The 16,934-nt window shown below is 59.7% G+C and carries 17 protein-coding genes; 11 read left to right on the forward strand and 6 right to left on the reverse strand.

What is annotated here, in order from left to right; genetic code table 11:
* Nucleotides 1–5 precede the first annotated feature (5 nt).
* Complete coding sequence (locus BMX68_RS05765; RefSeq protein WP_017132166.1) at nucleotides 6–422, reverse strand: PA0061/PA0062 family lipoprotein; 417 nt, start codon at nucleotides 420–422, stop codon at nucleotides 6–8.
* Nucleotides 423–582: 160 nt separating this feature from the next.
* Between BMX68_RS05765 and BMX68_RS05770 the strand changes: the two genes are divergently transcribed.
* Nucleotides 583–1,662, forward strand: a complete 1,080-nt coding sequence (locus BMX68_RS05770) for an aminopeptidase (protein ID WP_051000638.1) — start codon at nucleotides 583–585, stop codon at nucleotides 1,660–1,662.
* Nucleotides 1,663–1,704: 42 nt separating this feature from the next.
* Here the strand turns inward: BMX68_RS05770 and BMX68_RS05775 are convergent, their stop codons facing one another.
* Together BMX68_RS05775 and BMX68_RS05780 are read right to left on the reverse strand one after the other, a co-directional pair.
* Nucleotides 1,705–2,349 (reverse strand): HAD family hydrolase, encoded by a 645-nt coding sequence (locus BMX68_RS05775; protein WP_017132164.1) that lies wholly within the window; start codon nucleotides 2,347–2,349, stop codon nucleotides 1,705–1,707.
* A gap of 28 nt (nucleotides 2,350–2,377) precedes the next feature.
* Entirely contained in the window at nucleotides 2,378–2,926 is a 549-nt protein-coding gene (locus BMX68_RS05780) for a gamma carbonic anhydrase family protein (RefSeq protein ID WP_017132163.1), read from the reverse strand.
* Between the two features lie 101 nt (nucleotides 2,927–3,027).
* On the opposite strand from BMX68_RS05780, the gene prlC reads away from it, so the two are divergent.
* The 3 genes from prlC to BMX68_RS05795 all read left to right on the forward strand — a co-directional run bounded on the left by prlC (nucleotide 3,028) and on the right by BMX68_RS05795 (nucleotide 7,532).
* Nucleotides 3,028–5,079, forward strand: a complete 2,052-nt coding sequence (prlC, locus tag BMX68_RS05785) for an oligopeptidase A (RefSeq protein ID WP_017132162.1) — start codon at nucleotides 3,028–3,030, stop codon at nucleotides 5,077–5,079.
* On the forward strand, nucleotides 5,076–5,363 hold the full coding sequence (locus BMX68_RS05790) for a YheV family putative zinc ribbon protein (RefSeq protein WP_017132161.1): 288 nt from the start codon (nucleotides 5,076–5,078) through the stop codon (nucleotides 5,361–5,363). Before prlC ends, BMX68_RS05790 begins: the two co-directional genes overlap by 4 nt.
* A 138-nt stretch (nucleotides 5,364–5,501) precedes the next feature.
* Nucleotides 5,502–7,532, forward strand: a complete 2,031-nt coding sequence (locus tag BMX68_RS05795) for a M3 family metallopeptidase (protein WP_017132160.1) — start codon at nucleotides 5,502–5,504, stop codon at nucleotides 7,530–7,532.
* Between the two features lie 236 nt (nucleotides 7,533–7,768).
* Here BMX68_RS05795 and BMX68_RS05800 read toward each other — a convergent pair whose 3' ends face one another.
* Nucleotides 7,769–8,185, reverse strand: coding sequence for a hypothetical protein (locus BMX68_RS05800; RefSeq protein WP_017132159.1), 417 nt, complete (start codon nucleotides 8,183–8,185; stop codon nucleotides 7,769–7,771).
* 81 nt (nucleotides 8,186–8,266) lie between these two features.
* On the opposite strand from BMX68_RS05800, the gene BMX68_RS05805 reads away from it, so the two are divergent.
* The 3 genes from BMX68_RS05805 to BMX68_RS05815 all read left to right on the forward strand — a co-directional run bounded on the left by BMX68_RS05805 (nucleotide 8,267) and on the right by BMX68_RS05815 (nucleotide 11,357).
* Nucleotides 8,267–8,569, forward strand: coding sequence for a hypothetical protein (locus BMX68_RS05805; protein ID WP_017132158.1), 303 nt, complete (start codon nucleotides 8,267–8,269; stop codon nucleotides 8,567–8,569).
* Between the two features lie 422 nt (nucleotides 8,570–8,991).
* Nucleotides 8,992–9,723, forward strand: coding sequence for a carbonic anhydrase (locus tag BMX68_RS05810; protein ID WP_017132157.1), 732 nt, complete (start codon nucleotides 8,992–8,994; stop codon nucleotides 9,721–9,723).
* 95 nt (nucleotides 9,724–9,818) lie between these two features.
* Entirely contained in the window at nucleotides 9,819–11,357 is a 1,539-nt protein-coding gene (locus tag BMX68_RS05815; protein WP_026013197.1) for a SulP family inorganic anion transporter, read from the forward strand.
* A 15-nt stretch (nucleotides 11,358–11,372) separates the two neighbouring features.
* On the opposite strand, the gene BMX68_RS05820 is transcribed toward BMX68_RS05815, so the two are convergent.
* Entirely contained in the window at nucleotides 11,373–12,023 is a 651-nt protein-coding gene (locus tag BMX68_RS05820; RefSeq protein WP_017132155.1) for a hypothetical protein, read from the reverse strand.
* 360 nt (nucleotides 12,024–12,383) lie between these two features.
* Between BMX68_RS05820 and coxB the strand changes: the two genes are divergently transcribed.
* From coxB to BMX68_RS05840, 4 genes are all read left to right on the forward strand, one after another.
* On the forward strand, nucleotides 12,384–13,511 hold the full coding sequence (gene coxB, locus BMX68_RS05825) for a cytochrome c oxidase subunit II (protein WP_017132154.1): 1,128 nt from the start codon (nucleotides 12,384–12,386) through the stop codon (nucleotides 13,509–13,511).
* A 79-nt stretch (nucleotides 13,512–13,590) separates the two neighbouring features.
* Entirely contained in the window at nucleotides 13,591–15,180 is a 1,590-nt protein-coding gene (gene ctaD / locus BMX68_RS05830; RefSeq protein WP_017132153.1) for a cytochrome c oxidase subunit I, read from the forward strand.
* A gap of 16 nt (nucleotides 15,181–15,196) precedes the next feature.
* Nucleotides 15,197–15,745, forward strand: a complete 549-nt coding sequence (locus BMX68_RS05835) for a cytochrome c oxidase assembly protein (protein ID WP_017132152.1) — start codon at nucleotides 15,197–15,199, stop codon at nucleotides 15,743–15,745.
* Between the two features lie 34 nt (nucleotides 15,746–15,779).
* Nucleotides 15,780–16,676: a cytochrome c oxidase subunit 3 gene (locus BMX68_RS05840; protein ID WP_017132151.1), complete on the forward strand. Its 897-nt coding sequence runs from the start codon at nucleotides 15,780–15,782 to the stop codon at nucleotides 16,674–16,676.
* A 10-nt stretch (nucleotides 16,677–16,686) separates the two neighbouring features.
* Here BMX68_RS05840 and BMX68_RS05845 read toward each other — a convergent pair whose 3' ends face one another.
* Nucleotides 16,687–16,890, reverse strand: coding sequence for a twin transmembrane helix small protein (locus BMX68_RS05845; protein ID WP_017132150.1), 204 nt, complete (start codon nucleotides 16,888–16,890; stop codon nucleotides 16,687–16,689).
* Nucleotides 16,891–16,934: the final 44 nt, after the last annotated feature.

A 16,934-nucleotide genomic window follows, 5' to 3' on the forward strand; every position in this document is an offset into this window, starting at 1 on the left:
GTCTTCTACGGGATGCAGCGTACATTCTGGCTTTCGCCGACCTGTTCGCGCTTGTCGTTGTAGAGCCGTGCGCTGGCGTCGAAGCTCAGGGCGACGGCCTCCAGGTGATAACGCCGGCCAGCTTCGAAGTGGTCGTAGGGTACGCTGATATAGCAGATGCGTTCCAGCGGATCGGTGTTCATCGCCATGCTCCCGGCATAGACATCGAAGTCGAAACGCACGGTCAGTTCATGGGCGCCTGGGGTGACCTGGAAAAAACGCCCGTCGTCCAGACGCTGGTTATCCAGGCTTTCGGCCATGACCAGCGTGCCGGTGCGGGTGCCCATGTCGATCCAGGCCATTTGCGGGTTGACCGCTGGCAATGGGTTGGCGCAGCCGCCAAGGCTGGCGAGGACCAGAAGGGAAGAAAGGAGCTTGCGCATGATGATTTTCGCTCGGTGATATGAAATTCGGCGTACCCGCAATCGATGCCTCGGGTTGCCCTGTCAACATCCAGTGGACACCTGATCCTCGACCATCATTCATGCCTATTTTTCGCTCCACGCGATAGTCTTGCAACAAACCCCGACCGGATGATTTTTCATGGTGCTCAGGCTGTGTCCAGGCCCTAGGCGACTCACGCTTATTTTACGTCCCTTGCTCGCTGGCCTGTCGCTTTGGTTTATCGGCGGTTGTAGCAGTGTGAGTTATTACAGCCAATTGGCCAGCGGGCAGTTGAGCCTGTTGCGCGCCCGAGAATCGGTCGCCGAGGTGATCGCCGACCCGAACCGCGACCCCGAGCTGCGCGAACACCTGATTCGCTCACAAGAGGCCCGGACGTTCGCCAGTCAGCGCCTGCATCTGCCGGATAACCACAGTTATCGCCTATATGCCGATATCAAGCGGCCCTATGTGGTCTGGAATGTCTTCGCCACGCCGGAGTTCTCTCTGACCCCACGCGAGCAGTGTTTTCCCATTGCCGGTTGCGTGGCCTATCGCGGTTACTACAGCCAGGGCGCGGCCCGGGGCGAGGCGGCGCTGCAACGCCAACGGGGCCTGGATGTGTACATCGGCGGGGTCGAAGCCTACTCGACGCTGGGTTGGTTCGATGATCCGATTCTCAACTCAATGATGAACTGGGGCGACGAGCGCCTGGCGGCGCTGATCTTCCATGAACTGGCGCACCAGCGTTTCTATGTAAAGGGCGACACCGAGCTCAACGAGTCCTACGCCAATTTCGTCGAGCAGGAAGGCACACGCCAATGGCGGGCAGCACGGGGATTACCCCCGGCCAAGGTCGGCGAGGTGGCGCAGAAGGAGCAGCTCATCGAGTTGGTGCTACACACCCGCGAACGCTTGCGGGCGCTCTACGCCCTGCCCCTGCCGGCTGAGCAGATGCGCGAGCGCAAGGCTGCGGAGTTCGCGCGCCTACGCCTGGAGTACCGTCGGGTACAGGCGACGCAGTGGGCTGGAGACAAGCGATATGACGCCTGGATCAACTCGCCACTGAACAACGCCAAGCTGCTGCCCTTTGGCCTCTATGACCAATGGGTGCCGGCTTTTACCGCGTTGTTCAGGCAAGTCAACAGTGATTGGCCGGCATTTTTTACCGCGGTGGAGAAGCTCGGGGGCTTACCGGTTGACGAGCGCAAGGCAGCGTTGCGTCAACTGATGCCGGGCTGACTGGCCGCTGTGGCCCGCCCGCTCGCCACAGGGGACGGCGCCTTACATGAACGCCCGATGCAACTCAGCCAATGTCTGGAAGTGATACGCCGGTTGTTCGCCATTGAGCTCCTCGAAGCTGCCGAAGCCGTAACCCACCGCCGCCGCATCCAGCCCGTTGCGCCGGGCGCCAATCAGGTCGTGCTTGCGGTCGCCGATCATCAGCGTATCGCCCGGCTCCAGCCCTTGCTCGGCGATCAGGTGGGCAATCAGTTCGACCTTGTCGGTCCGGGTGCCGTCGAGTTCGCTGCCGTAGATCACCTTGAAGTACTTGGCAAAATCGAAGTGGCGGGCAATCTCACGGGCGAATAGCCAAGGCTTGGAGGTGGCGATATACAAGGTGCGGTCTTGTCCACTGAGGGTTTCCAGCAAAGGTGTGACCCCCTCGAACAGGCGATTTTCATACAGCCCGGTGACCTTGAAGCGCTCACGGTAGAAATTCACCGCCTCCCAGGCCTTGGCCTCGTCGAAACTGTAGAACTGCATGAACGCCTGCAACAGCGGTGGGCCGATGAAGTGTTCGAGCTTGCTCAGGTCCGGTTCGTCGATGCCGAGTTTGCCGAGGGCGTACTGGATCGAGCGGGTGATGCCCTCGCGCGGGTCGGTCAGGGTGCCGTCGAGGTCGAACAAAATGGTCCGGTAATGCATGAAATACCCCAATCTGTATAAATAACGATCAGTCGGCCCGGTGGTAACCTTCGGCGATATGCTGATCCTTGAGTTTCACGTAGTTCGAGGCACTGTAGGTAAAAAAGGCCTTCTCCTTGTCCGTCAGCGCGCGCACTTGCTTGACCGGGCTGCCGACATAGAGAAAACCGCCGGTCAGGCGCTTACCCGGCGGCACCAGGCTACCGGCGCCGACGATCACCTCGTCTTCGATCACCGCCCCATCCATGACGATACTGCCCATGCCGATCAGGATCCGGCTGCCAACGCTGCAACCGTGCAACATGACCTTGTGGGCGATGGTCACGTCGTCACCGATCAGCAGCGGGAAGCCCTCTGGGTTGAAAGGCCCGGCATGGGTAATGTGCAGTACGCAGCCATCCTGCACGCTGGTACGGGCGCCGATACGGATACGGTGCATGTCGCCACGGATCACCGTCAGTGGCCATACCGAGCTGTCGGCGCCGATTTCGACATCGCCGATGACCACCGCCGAGGCATCGACAAAAGCCCCGCTGCCAAGGGTCGGTGTGTGATTCTGATAGGTGCGAAGGGTCACGATAGGCTCTCTCTCTGTTGCCGATAGCTGCGGTGGGCATTGATTGTAATTAAGATGGCCCCATCTTTGTTCTTACTGTTTCTCCAGCCAAGGTACCCACCGTGAGCGTGAACAACCCTCTTCTGCAACCCTATGACCTGCCGCCGTTCTCGGCGATCCGTGCCGAGCACGTACAACCGGCCATCGAGCAAATCCTCGCCGACAACCGTGCCGCCATCGAAGTCATCCTGCAAAGCCAGGGGAAAAATCCGAGCTGGGCCGGCCTGGTCCTGGCCATGGACGAGCTCAATGACCGCCTGGGTGCCGCGTGGAGTCCGGTCAGCCACCTCAACGCCGTGTGCAACAGCGCCGAACTGCGCGAAGCTTACGAGGCCTGCCTGCCGGCCCTGAGCGCCTACTCCACCGAGCTAGGCCAGAATCGCGCACTGTTTCAGGCCTTCGAAGCCCTGACCAAGAGTCCTGAGGCCGCCGGTTTTGACGTGGCGCAGAAGACTGTTCTCGAACATGCCCTGCGCGACTTTCGACTGTCGGGTATCGACCTGCCCGAGGCCGAGCAGAAGCGTTATGCCCAAGTGCAGAGCAAGCTGTCCGAGCTGGGTAGCCGCTTTTCCAACCAGCTGCTCGACGCGACCCAGGCGTGGAGCAAACACATTAGCGACGAGGCCGGTCTCGCCGGGCTGAGCGCGTCGGCCAAGGCACAGATGGCCGCCGCCGCCCAGGCCAAGGGCCTCGATGGCTGGCTGATCACCCTGGAGTTCCCCAGCTACTACGCGGTAATGACTTACGCCGAGGACCGCGCCCTGCGCGAGGAAGTGTACGCCGCCTACTGCACTCGAGCGTCGGACCAGGGCCCCAATGCCGGTCAGAACGACAACGGCCCGGTGATGCAGGACATCCTCGACTTGCGCCGGGAGCTGGCGCAACTGCTGGGTTTCGCCAGCTTCTCCGAGTTGAGCCTGGCGACCAAGATGGCCGGCTCCAGTGACCAGGTGCTGACTTTCCTGCGTGACCTGAGCAAGCGTAGCAAGCCGTTCGCCGCCCAGGACCTGCAACAGCTCAAGGCCTATGCCGCCGAGCAGGGCTGCGCCGAGCTGCAAAGCTGGGACAGCGGGTTCTACGGCGAGAAGCTGCGTGAACAGCGCTACAGCGTCTCCCAGGAGGCCCTGCGCGCTTACTTCCCGATCGACAAGGTATTAAGCGGCCTATTTGCCATCGTTCAGCGTCTGTATGGTATTGAGATCACCGAGCAGAAAGGCTTCGATACCTGGCACCCGGATGTCCGCCTGTTCGAGATCAAGGAAGACGGCCAGCATGTCGGACGATTCTTCTTCGACCTCTACGCCCGCGCCAATAAGCGTGGCGGCGCCTGGATGGACGGCGCTCGCGATCGTCGGCGTACCGCCGCTGGCCTGCTGCAAAGTCCCGTGGCCAACCTGGTGTGCAACTTCGCCCCGGCCGACAGCGGCAAGCCCGCGTTGCTGACCCACGATGAAGTGACCACTCTGTTCCACGAGTTCGGCCACGGCCTGCACCACCTGCTGACCCGCGTCGAGCACGTCGGTGTTTCCGGCATCAACGGGGTGGCCTGGGATGCGGTGGAACTGCCGAGCCAGTTCATGGAGAACTGGTGCTGGGAGCCGGAAGGCCTGGCGCTGATTTCCGGTCACTACGAAAGCGGCGAGCCGCTGCCTCAGGACCTGCTGGAAAAAATGCTCGCGGCAAAGAACTTCCAGTCCGGTCTGATGATGGTCCGCCAGTTGGAGTTCGCGCTGTTCGACTTCGAACTGCACGCCACCCACGGCGACGGTCGCAGTGTGGCGCAGGTCCTCGAAGGTGTGCGCAACGAAGTTTCGGTGATGCGTCCACCGGCCTACAACCGCTTGCCCAACAGCTTTGCGCATATTTTCGCCGGCGGTTACGCGGCGGGCTACTACAGTTACAAATGGGCGGAAGTGCTGTCGGCCGACGCTTTTTCCAAGTTCGAGGAGGAGGGCGTATTGAACGCCGAAACCGGTCGCGCGTTCCGCGACGCTATCCTGGCCCGTGGTGGCTCTCAGGCGCCGATGGCGCTGTTCGTCGACTTCCGTGGTCGCGAGCCGTCGATTGACGCACTCTTGCGTCACAGCGGCCTGAGCGCGGACGCGGCGGCATGAGCGAGGTACCCGTGATCAAGACCAAGAAACGTTTTATCGCTGGCGCGGTCTGTCCGGCATGCAGCGAGCAGGATAAGCTGATGATGTGGAGCGAAGACGAAGTTCCGCACCGTGAATGCGTGGCTTGCGGTTATGCCGATACGTTGAATGAACAAGGCTTGTCAGTGCCCAAGGAGCTGGGCACGCGGGTCAATACGCCGGCGGTGAAAGTCGTCGACAAAAAGGTCCAGACCGTGCAGTTTTTCCCCAATCCCAAGCTGAAAAAGAAGCCTGAGGGCGAGTAATCGAGCCCTTGCGCTCTTGCGGGTCGTCCAAGGCCCCGGGGCGCGTTATCCATGCATCACTCTTGAAAGAGCCCGCTGCCCTAGGCTGGGGGCCTTGAGCGGGCCGGTGGTCGGTCCGCGACCATCAAGGAGTGAAACGTGGGGACCTTCAACCCGCTGCTGCAAGCGCAGCCGTGCGATCTGCCAGCTTATTCGTCAGTGCGTGTCGAGCACCTGCTGCCGGCGCTCGATGCGCTGATCAAACACAGCCGACGCGCGATTGACGAGATTGTCGCGAGCCAGAGCCAATACCCGACCTGGGACGATTTTTTCGTGCCGGTCGACGCTCTACAGGCCCGGCTCTCGGGGTTCATGGGCGTCGTGAGCGCCTTGAGTACCGCCCGCCCCTACCCACACTGGGGAGGCGCGCTCCAGCGTTGTCGCCAGCGTTATCTCGCTTATCGGCTTGAGGTCAGTCAGCATCCCCGGCTCTTCCAGCTCTATGAAAAGTTGGCAAATTGCGAACACGCGAAACTGTTCGACGCATCGCGTGTATCCGCTCTCCAGCGGATATTGCTGGATTGCCGCCTGGCGGGCGCGCATTTGGCCGAGGGTCAGAAAACCCAGTTGCAAACGCTTGATGCACAGATCAAGGCACTGGAGTCGCGCTTCCTCACTAATATCTACATTGCCAGTGAAGACGCCAGCCTGTACTTCGGCGACGACGGTGTGCTTGATGGCGTGTCGAGCGAAGACAAGACTCATATGGAGCTGTATCACGAATCGAACTTTGCCGGTTGGTGGTTGAACATCGACGATCCGCAGGCCGTCAGCTCGATTCTGGTGGACGCACGCGGGCGCGAGCTTCGCCAGCAGGTCTATGAAGCGGTTATGACCCGTGCCAGCGATCCCGAAACAGACTATGACAATAGTGCCGTGCTCGATGAGTTGCTGCAGTTGCGTTTTCAAAAGGCCGGCCTGCTGGGTTTTGCCAATAGCGCGGCGCTGCGACTGCAGAGCTTTTCGTTGAGTTCTCCTGAGCAGGTCGAGCGCTTTTTGCGCCAGCAGGTGAGCGAGGAAAAACCGGGCTGGCTCAGCGAAGTGGAGGAATTGAAGCAGTTTGCCGCCCAGGACGGGCTGGTGGAACTGAAACCCTGGGACCGATCCTTTTATGCCCAGCGGTTGCGCTTGCACAAAGGAGCGATCAGCGAAGATGAATGTCGTGCCTACTTCGAGCTTGAGCAGGTTCTGAAAAGCCTGCTAGCGTTACCCGGTCGCCTTTTCGGGGTTGAATTCATCGCCCGCGACGAGTTGGATACCTGGCACGCCAGCGTTCGACCGTTCGAGGTCCGTGAGCAGGGGCAGACGATAGGCTACCTGTTCCTCGATCTGTTCGCCCGCGAAGAGAAGACCACCAGGGGGGGGGCGATGTTCGCGCTACGCCATCGGTTGTTATCGGTCGAGGGCCGTACCCTGACGGCACCGATTGCGGTGCTGTCGTGTTACCTGCCAGCGACCGCCGCTGACAGGCCGCTGCTGCTCAAGCACGGACAGATACGGACACTGTTCCACGAATTCGGACATTGCCTGCATCAGTTGTTGGATCGCTCGAATTGCTGGCGCCTGTCCGCAATCGAGTCCGCCAGGGATGTCGGCGAGTTCTTCTCGGCGTTGCTGGAGTGCTGGTGTTATTCGCGCACCTATCTGGTCGAGATCAGCCGGCACCATGAGACTGGGGCAGCGCTTTCGGTTGATCAGGCCGACCAGTTGATGATTGCGCTTACGACCCAGAACAGCTTGACGTCTGCCAGTACCTTAATACTGGCCTCGCTCGCGCTGGAGCTGCACCAGAACTCCGCACAAGGGCAAAGCGTCCTGGCGCGCGCCGCACGTGTACGAGACGAGATTTTGTCGCTGCCGGCACCGGGCAATGAGCGGCAGGTCTACAGCTTCAAGCATCTGGTTACGGAAACGGATGTCGCCTACTTCATCTATCCTTGGGGGCAGATGCTGGCCAAGGCGGTATTCAGCCGCTTCGAAGACAAGGGACTCTTCGACCCCGTGGAAGGTAGGCGCCTGCGTGAGCTGGTCTTCGCGCCGGGTGCCTCCCAACCCATCCTGACATCCATCGAGGCCTTTCTCGGACGCACGCTCGATGAAGCCAGGATCATTGCACCTTCGTCGACTTGAGCCCGTTTTGCCCATCGTCGGTGGCGGGTGGGTGGGCTGGTGGTGGTGCGAGCGCCGCTCGCCAGCCTCTCGTTATCGGCCTTGATCATGGCGCGTGGAATCTGTACGAAATGCTTTCGAGCGAAGGCCAGGCCAGGCGAAAGCAGGCGAGCCAGCGCCGTTGACGGGGGTCAATGAGCATGGCGGGGCTGCTTTCAACGCGGCATGGGCGAGCGCAGATACATTTCATACTGAGCCTAGAATCTGCAACAGGTCTGCAGGGTATGCCGGGGGGCGGCGTTTCTGACTTCCGAGTCGCTTTTCGTTACTGCGCCTTGTACGGTGGCATCCTGCGGGCATACATGCGTGTTGGCCCGATGGTCCCAATTGGCTAGATTGGTTGGCCTGACACTCTCCCTGACCCTGTCACCATCAGCCACCTTCAGCGCGGTATCGTCGTCTTCGCGCTGCTCCGTTGCCCTCTGGACGGTAAATCTGAGTATTGCCCCGGTATCGCAGGCGCTGTCTTCGGACCAGCCCTGCCTTGGATCCTGTTCCGACTTGTCGGTGGGGGCGGTGCCTGTTCCCGGCTCGGCCTGTGCCGCTAAAGTCGTCTCCTGAACAATAATGGAGAGCGCAACGGCAAAAACGCATAATGCGGTGTAGTTAGACATAATTTTAACCTTCCTGTTAACACTATGCCCGGTGACGATGCACTGCCTTCTTCTCGTCAGGGTGCAGGTGCATGATGAACCATGGGCCCTGAATCAGTTGCCGATGTCCTGTTTTATCTTCGAAAAGACCGTGGCGAGTTCGAGCAACGGATCATCGTCATGGTGATGGCTCATGGGCGCCAGAAAAACGCCTTTTTGCGGTTTTTCCTCAGCCGCCGTGCGAAAGGTGTCTGCGCTCACCCACGCGGTGGTGAAAACTGGCTCGCCATGCTCATTGATAACCCGTCAATTACGCTTTCCCGCCTGCTTTCGCTGGGTCAGGCCGCCGCTCGAAGACATTTCGTACTGAGCCTGATTAAGGGCTCATTTAGGAGACCGCTATAACTTTCGGTGCCTACTCTATGGGGGCTCTCTTGAATGTGTCTACTGTCAAACTTGACAGGGTGTATGTCTGTCCAGTGTTTGGTGGCATTTTTTTGGCGACTTCTGTGTGAGCTTCTTCGTGCTGGCGTCGGGGCTCCGATCAATGCGCCGGATTCGGCCGCACCGGTGGTTTTTTTGTCCGTTGAGGGGGTAGATGGTGCTTTTCGCGCAGCGTAAAAATAGCGTGATGGAGAACGGAAAAGCCCGTTTTAGAGCCTCTGATTCAGTTTGAATTAAGTTTTTACGGCTATGCTGGTTGCGCCTGTTTCCTATAAATGACAGGCAGTGTTCAAGGAATCGGGCGTGCTGACCCGAAGAACGCTGGCTCTGAGCAAGCCAAATCAAGAAAATCTCCTTCAATCCGTCAGAAAAAAGGATGAATCATGAGTGACAGGGATAAACAGCCTTTGGCTGCGTCGGCTTCAGTGCTCCCCGAGACCGAAAGCGCCGATGCAGCATTGCAGCATATCGTCGATGGCTTTCTGCATTTTCATCATGAAGTCTTTCCGCAGCAGCAAGAACTCTTCAAGAAGCTCGCCACGGCGCAGCAGCCGCGAGCCATGTTCATTACCTGCGCCGATTCGCGCATCGTTCCCGAACTCATCACCCAAAGCTCCCCCGGCGACCTGTTCGTCACCCGCAACGTCGGTAACGTGGTGCCACCTTACGGGCAGATGAACGGTGGCGTCTCAACCGCCATCGAATACGCCGTGTTGGCCCTTGGCGTGCAGCACATCATCGTCTGTGGACATTCGGACTGCGGTGCGATGCGCGGGGTACTGACTCCCGCAAGCCTGGAAAAGATGCCCACGGTAAAAGCCTGGTTGCGCCATGCCGAAGTGGCGAAAACCATGGTCCAGGAAAACTGCGACTGCGCCAATGAAAGCGAAAGCATGCAGGCGCTGACCCAGGAGAACGTGATCGCCCAGTTGCAGCATTTGCGTACCCATCCGTCGGTGGCCTCGCGCATGGCCAACGGGCAGTTGTTCATCCATGGTTGGATCTACAACATCGAAACCAGCGAAATCAAAGCCTATGACGCGGATCGAGGCAGTTTTCTGCCTCTGGACGGTATTCTTCCAATCCCGAGCGCGACGCCCAAGGCCCGTTTCTAAAGCCTGAAGCTTTTCTCAATCGATAAGGTTTTGCCACGACTGCCGTCGAGCCGTCTGGCTTTGCCATGCCTGAAGAAATCCTCGGGAGATTTATCATGCGTGCAGCACAACTGAAAGCTGTTTTACCCAGGGAGCTATTGGCTTCCATGGTGGTGTTCCTGGTGGCCCTGCCGTTGTGCATGGGAATCGCCATTGCTTCCGGCATGCCGCCGGCCAAGGGGTTGATCACCGGGATTGTCGGTGGCCTGGTGGTCGGCTGGATAGCGGGTTCGCCGTTGCAGGTCAGCGGTCCTGCCGCCGGGCTGGCGGTGCTGGTGTTCGAGTTGGTGCGCCAACACGGGATCGCTATGTTGGGGCCGATCCTGCTGCTGGCCGGGCTCCTGCAATTGATCGCCGGGCGCATGCGCCTGGGCTGCTGGTTCCGGGTCACTGCCCCGGCGGTGGTGTACGGGATGCTCGCCGGGATCGGCGTGTTGATCGTGCTCTCGCAAATCCATGTGATGTTCGACGGCTCGCCCCAGCCCTCGGGCCTGGACAATCTGTTGGGCTTTCCCGAAGTCCTGGGCAAAGCCTTGCCGGTGGTTAGCGGCGGCATTGGCTGGCAGGCCGGTTTACTGGGGGTGCTGACAATCCTGGTGATGGGGTTGTGGGAGAAGTTCAAGCCCCATGCTCTGCGCTTTGTGCCGGGCGCTTTGCTCGGTGTGGGCCTGGCGACACTGGCGAGCCTGCTGCTGGCCTTGCCGGTCAAGCGGGTGGAGGTGCCCGATAATCTGGCGCAGGCCATCGATTGGCTGCGTCCGGCGGACCTGCTCAACCTGGCGGATCCGGCGCTGCTGATCGCGGCCTTTGCCGTGGCCTTTATCGCCAGCGCCGAAACCCTGCTCTCGGCGGCAGCGGTGGATCGCATGCACGACGGCCAGCGCTCGGATTTCGACCGTGAGCTGTCGGCGCAGGGAATTGGCAACATGCTTTGTGGCCTGCTTGGGGCACTGCCCATGACCGGGGTGATCGTGCGCAGTTCGGCCAATGTCCAGGCCGGCGCACGGACTCGGCTGTCGGCGGTATTTCACGGTGTCTGGCTGTTGGCCTTCGTGCTGTTGCTGTCCAGCGTGCTGCAAAGCATCCCGGTGGCGAGCCTGGCGGGGGTATTGGTCTACACCGGGCTGAAACTGGTGGACCTCAAGGTTTTTCGGGGACTGTCGCGGTATGGCCGGATGCCGATGCTGACCTACGCGGTCACGGCGCTGTCGATCATCTTGACCGACCTGCTGAGCGGCGTGCTGATTGGCTTCGGTCTGACCCTGGCGAAACTGGCGTGGAAAGCCTCGCGGCTGAAGGTCAGCCTGGTGGATTTACCGGGCGAAGGACAAAAGGAGCTGCGGCTGACGGGAGCGGCGACCTTTCTCAAGGTCCCGGCGCTGACCCAGGTACTGTCGACGATACCGTGGGGCAGCACGGTGCATGTGCCGCTGAACAACCTGACGTATATCGACCATTCCTGCCTGGAGCTACTCGAAGAATGGGCGCGCGCCAACGTGGCCAAGGGCTCGCGGCTGGTCATCGAATCCCGCGGGCTGAAGCGGCGTCTGGAAGGACGCCTGCGCACCACGGTAGGTGTAGGCTCGACCTCTTGACGCGCACAGGTACGGTCAGGGCGTGGGGTGTTTCAGTTCCAGTTCTACCCCCAGTTGGCGGGACAGGCAGGGCTGGCGCTTCCACGCGGCTTCGGTATTTGGATCGTTGAGGCGGTCACGGTAGGCTTCCACTGATTCAAGGGCGAAGCTTTCTTCGTCGAGCATTTCATCGACAGCATGGTGCACCGCCCCATCCAGTTGGTTGGCGAAGTCTTCGCCGATCAGTTGGTGGGCGATCAGGTTGGCCACGGTGGTGTCCAACGGGATCAGCGCCTGGCCGAAATGTACGATATAGAGATCGTTGACCTCTTCCACCAAACGATGCGCCAGATACGCTTCATCCAGCAGGCTGGCGAGACCGATATGGCCGTCGAGGAGGGTCGGCGGTTGCAGGAAAAACTGCTCGGCGATTTTCAGCACCGGGGTGATCTGCGACTCGATGCCCGCTTCACGGGCGACTTCATTGGCGGCGTCCAGCAGGTCCGGGACCAGATCGATATAGGTAGTGACGAACCGGGTCATGACTCCTTTGGCATCGATTTGCGGTAGTTGAATGGCGGGATGAAGGTGCGGCAACTGCACTTCCAGTTGTCGCGTCAATTGACCGGTAGCGGCCTCGTGTTGATGTGCACGCTGTATCTGCTCGCGCAATGCGGCGGTGTTCATGAAGGCTCCAGGATGGAAAACAAAGGGAAAAGTGAGGCCAATAAGGTAGCTGGGTTATAAAAGTTGCTAAGACATATTTGTCATAATTATTTCATAGTTATATGTCTGCGTTATAACGATTTGCTATCACGTCGCGCTATCCCACGTCATCCGTGGCCTCTGGCCAAATTATCGGTTCATTTTCCTTATCGCGTTGCGTGGTCGCAGTCGCTGTCTATACTCGGTTTTGTGAAGAGCTAGCTGATGATGTCCGGCTGCATGTTCCGGCAAGACCGAATGGTCCGCTTGCGTAGTCCGACCATTTCCCTCTGCCTCAGGTGAAAGCCGGCGGGATAACAAGAATGATAAGGGGAACCCGCAATGATGCGACGTCCACAGGTCTGGATGGGCCTGCTGTTGTGGTCGATATTCAGCCAGGCGCAAGCCGCCTGGACCACGAATATGACTCAAGGGGCAACCGAAGTAAGCCACGCGGTCTTCGATCTGCACATGACCATCTTCTGGATCTGTGTAGTGATTGGTGTCATCGTCTTTGGCGCGATGTTCTGGTCGATGATTCTTCACCGCCGTTCCACCGGACAGGTTGCCGCCAAATTTCATGAAAGCACCACGGTGGAAATTCTCTGGACCATCGTACCTTTCCTGATTCTGGTGGCCATGGCGATCCCGGCGACCGCCACGTTGATCAAGATGTACGACGCCAGTGAATCGGATGTGGACATCCAGATCACCGGCTATCAGTGGAAGTGGCACTATAAGTACCTGGGCCAGGATGTCGAGTTCTTCAGCAACCTCGCCACCCCCACCGAACAGATTCACAACCAAACCACCAAGGGCGAGCACTATCTGCTCGAAGTCGACCAGCCGCTGGTGCTGCCGGCAGGTGTCAAGGTGCGCTTTCTGGTGACCGCCGCCGATGTGATCCACTCCTGGTGGGTGCCGGCCTTCGCGGTCAAGCGCGATGCGATTCCTGGGTTTGTCAACGAGGCCTGGACCAAAGTCGACAAGCCGGGCATCTACCGTGGGCAGTGCGCTGAACTGTGCGGCAAGGATCACGGTTTCATGCCGATCGTGGTCGAGGTGAAGTCCCAGGCCGACTACGCCACCTGGCTGGGCGAGCGCAAGGCCGAAGCGGCCAAGCTCAGCGAGCTGACCACCAAGGAATGGACGCTCGACGAACTGGTGGCCCGTGGCGACAAGGTCTATCACACCACCTGCGCGGCTTGTCACCAGGCCGAAGGCCAGGGCTTGCCGCCGATGTTTCCGGCCCTCAAGGGCTCGCCGATCACCACCGGATCGAAGGAAGACCACCTGCACCGGGTCTTCTTCGGCAAACCGGGCACCGCCATGGCGGCCTTCGGCAAACAACTTTCCGAAGTCGATATCGCCGCAGTTGTCACTTACGAGCGTAATGCCTGGGGTAACAACAAAGGCGACATGGTCACGCCCAAAGACGTGCTGGCTCTGAAGCAGGAGCAAAGCAAATGAGCAAATCGGCTGCGTGCTCCCTGAACTGGCCTGGATCATGCCCAGGTCACCCGGTTCAACCGTTTGCAGGAGACAGGACATGAGTGCTGTGATCGATGACCATGGTCATGCCGTTGACCACGCCCATGGTCCCGCCAAGGGCCTGATGCGCTGGGTGCTGACCACCAACCACAAGGATATCGGCACGCTGTACCTGTGGTTCAGCTTCGCCATGTTCCTGCTGGGCGGATCGTTCGCCATGGTGATCCGTGCCGAACTGTTCCAACCCGGATTGCAGATCGTGCAGCCGGCGTTCTTCAACCAGATGACCACCATGCACGGGTTGGTGATGGTCTTCGGCGCGGTGATGCCGGCCTTCGTCGGCCTGGCCAACTGGATGATCCCGCTGATGATCGGGGCGCCGGATATGGCCCTGCCACGGATGAACAATTTCAGTTTCTGGTTGTTGCCCGCGGCATTCCTGTTGCTGGTGTCTACCCTGTTCACCGCCGGTGGCGGACCGAACTTCGGATGGACCTTCTATGCCCCGCTTTCGACCACTTATGCACCGGAAAGCGTGACTTATTTCATCTTTGCCATCCACCTGATGGGCATCAGTTCGATCATGGGCGCGATCAATGTGGTCTCCACCATCCTCAACCTGCGTGCACCGGGCATGACGCTGATGAAGATGCCGCTATTCGTCTGGACCTGGTTGATCACGGCCTTCTTGCTGATCGCGGTGATGCCGGTGCTGGCCGGTTGCGTGACCATGATGCTGATGGACATCCACTTCGGCACGAGCTTCTTCAGCGCCGCCGGCGGTGGTGATCCGGTGTTGTTCCAGCACGTGTTCTGGTTCTTCGGCCACCCCGAGGTGTACATCATGATTTTGCCGGCCTTCGGGGCCGTCAGTTCGATCATCCCGACCTTCTCGCGCAAGCCGCTGTTCGGTTACACCTCAATGGTCTACGCCACGGCGAGTATCGCGTTCCTGTCATTCATCGTCTGGGCGCACCATATGTTCGTGGTCGGCATTCCGCTGGTGGGCGAGCTGTTCTTCATGTACGCCACGTTGCTGATCGCGGTGCCGACCGGGGTCAAGGTGTTCAACTGGGTCAGTACCATGTGGCAAGGTTCGCTGACCTTCGAGACGCCGATGTTGTTCGCCGTGGCGTTCGTCATCCTGTTTTCCATCGGTGGCTTTTCCGGCCTGATGCTGGCGATTGCCCCGGCGGACTTCCAATACCAGGACACCTATTTCGTGGTGGCGCACTTCCACTACGTGCTGGTACCGGGGGCGATTTTCGGGATCTTTGCATCGACCTACTATTGGTTGCCGAAATGGACCGGCCACATGTACGACGAAACCCTGGGCAAGCTGCACTTCTGGTTGTCGTTCGTCGGCATGAACCTGACATTCTTCCCGATGCACTTCGTGGGACTGGCGGGCATGCCGCGGCGGATTCCGGACTACAACCTGCAGTTCGCCGATTTCAACATGGTCTCCTCGATTGGCGGCTTCATGTTCGGGGCCACCCAGTTGCTGTTCCTGTTCATCGTGATCAAGTGCATTCGTGGTGGCCCGGTGGCCCCGGCCAAGCCATGGGATGGGGCCGAAGGACTGGAGTGGAATATCCCGTCGCCGGCGCCGTACCACACATTCACCACGCCACCGGAAGTGAAATGACGCGGAGGGCTGTCCGATGAACGACTCGATCGCACTCAAGCGTCTGGTCACGCGCCTGTTGCTGGTGGTGGTGGCGATGTTCGCCTTCGGCTTCGCCCTGGTGCCGATCTATGACGTGATGTGCAAGGCCTTCGGCATCAACGGCAAGACCGCCGGCCAGTACGAGGGCGAGCAGGTGGTGGATGCGTCACGCCGGGTCGGTGTGCAGTTCCTCTCGACCAACGCCGTGGACATGGTCTGGGAGTTCTATCCCAAGGCCGACCAGATCAGCGTCAATCCCGGTGCGGTCAACGAAATGATCTTCGTTGCCTACAACCCGACCGATCAGGTGATGAAGGCTCAGGCGATCCCGAGTATTTCGCCCAGCAATGCGGCGATGTACTTCCACAAGACCGAGTGCTTCTGCTTTACCCAACAAACACTGCAACCGGGGCAGCGAATCGAGATGCCGGTACGTTTCATCGTTGACCGTGACATGCCCAAGGACGTGAAGCACCTGACACTGGCCTACACGCTGTTCGATATCACTGCTCGCAACCCACCCATGGCCCGCTCGGGCGGGTAGGCCATCCAGTGTGCCCGATAAGGAGAACAATAAAATGGCAACGCCGACTCACGAGCATTACTACGTTCCTGCCCAGAGCAAATGGCCGATCATTGCCACACTGGGCATGTTGACCACCGTCTACGGCCTGGGTACCTGGTTCAATGACCTTAAGGCGGCGCGCCCGGAATCCCATGGCCCGCTGATCTTCTTTGTCGGCGGACTGCTGTTGGCCTATATGCTGTTCGGTTGGTTCGGCACGGTGATCAAGGAAAGCCGCTCCGGCCTCTACAGTGCCCAAATGGATCGTTCGTTTCGCTGGGGCATGAGCTGGTTCATCTTTTCCGAGGTGATGTTCTTCATCGCGTTCTTCGGTGCGCTGTTTTATGTGCGGCACCTGTCTGTGCCGTGGCTGGCCGGTGAAGGCGGTGCCAAGGGCCTGGCGCACATGCTTTGGCCGGATTTCCAAAACGTCTGGCCGCTGCTGCACAACCCGGACCCGAAACTCTTCCCACCGCCCAAGGCTACCATCAGTCCGTGGGGTCTGCCGCTGCTTAACACCATCCTGCTGGTCAGTTCCAGTGTGACGGTCACCATTGCCCACCATGCGTTGAAGAAAGGTCATCGCGGGGCGCTGAAGATCTGGCTGGCGCTGACGGTACTGCTGGGCCTGGCTTTCCTCGGGTTCCAGGCCGAAGAATACCTCCACGCCTATCACGAACTGGGCCTGACCTTGGGTTCGGGCGTCTATGGCGCGACGTTCTTCATGCTCACGGGGTTCCACGGCGCCCACGTGACCATCGGTACGCTGATCCTGTTCGTGATGCTGGTGCGGGTCATGCGTGGGCACTTCAACGCCGACCATCAGTTCGGCTTCGAAGCGGCGGGCTGGTACTGGCACTTCGTGGATGTGGTTTGGATCGGCCTGTTCGTTTTCGTCTACGTGCTGTAGCTGCGCCTGCCTACCAGGGGGCACTGGACACCAACTGGCCGCTGTAGAAGCCCCAGCTGATCAATGCCAGGGTGGCGACGGCCAGACCGACGCGGACCGTCAGCGCGGTGAGCAGGCGGCGAGACGGTCCCTCGTCCTTGACCAGAAAAACCAGGCCGCTGAACAGGCTGATAAGCGTGGCTATCAGCATCAGGACAATCGCCGCTTTGAGCATGGTGAGACTCCGGGGGAGATACGCGTGTATTTGAGTATAGCGAG

This window comes from Pseudomonas agarici (assembly GCF_900109755.1).
GTDB classification, from domain to species: Bacteria; Pseudomonadota; Gammaproteobacteria; order Pseudomonadales; family Pseudomonadaceae; genus Aquipseudomonas; species Aquipseudomonas agarici.

Coding starts and splice junctions, on each gene's coding strand:
- BMX68_RS05765 (WP_017132166.1), bottom strand. CDS start 422: ATGCGCAAGCTCCTTTCTTCCCTTCTGGTCCTCGCCAGCCTTGGCGGC.
- BMX68_RS05845 (WP_017132150.1), bottom strand. CDS start 16,890: ATGCTCAAAGCGGCGATTGTCCTGATGCTGATAGCCACGCTTATCAGC.
- BMX68_RS05770 (WP_051000638.1), top strand. CDS start 583: ATGGTGCTCAGGCTGTGTCCAGGCCCTAGGCGACTCACGCTTATTTTA.
- ctaD (WP_017132153.1), top strand. CDS start 13,591: ATGAGTGCTGTGATCGATGACCATGGTCATGCCGTTGACCACGCCCAT.
- BMX68_RS05790 (WP_017132161.1), top strand. CDS start 5,076: ATGAGCGAGGTACCCGTGATCAAGACCAAGAAACGTTTTATCGCTGGC.
- BMX68_RS05805 (WP_017132158.1), top strand. CDS start 8,267: ATGGGCCCTGAATCAGTTGCCGATGTCCTGTTTTATCTTCGAAAAGAC.
- BMX68_RS05820 (WP_017132155.1), bottom strand. CDS start 12,023: ATGAACACCGCCGCATTGCGCGAGCAGATACAGCGTGCACATCAACAC.
- BMX68_RS05775 (WP_017132164.1), bottom strand. CDS start 2,349: ATGCATTACCGGACCATTTTGTTCGACCTCGACGGCACCCTGACCGAC.
- BMX68_RS05835 (WP_017132152.1), top strand. CDS start 15,197: ATGAACGACTCGATCGCACTCAAGCGTCTGGTCACGCGCCTGTTGCTG.
- BMX68_RS05840 (WP_017132151.1), top strand. CDS start 15,780: ATGGCAACGCCGACTCACGAGCATTACTACGTTCCTGCCCAGAGCAAA.
- coxB (WP_017132154.1), top strand. CDS start 12,384: ATGATGCGACGTCCACAGGTCTGGATGGGCCTGCTGTTGTGGTCGATA.
- BMX68_RS05810 (WP_017132157.1), top strand. CDS start 8,992: ATGAGTGACAGGGATAAACAGCCTTTGGCTGCGTCGGCTTCAGTGCTC.
- BMX68_RS05815 (WP_026013197.1), top strand. CDS start 9,819: ATGCGTGCAGCACAACTGAAAGCTGTTTTACCCAGGGAGCTATTGGCT.
- BMX68_RS05800 (WP_017132159.1), bottom strand. CDS start 8,185: ATGTCTAACTACACCGCATTATGCGTTTTTGCCGTTGCGCTCTCCATT.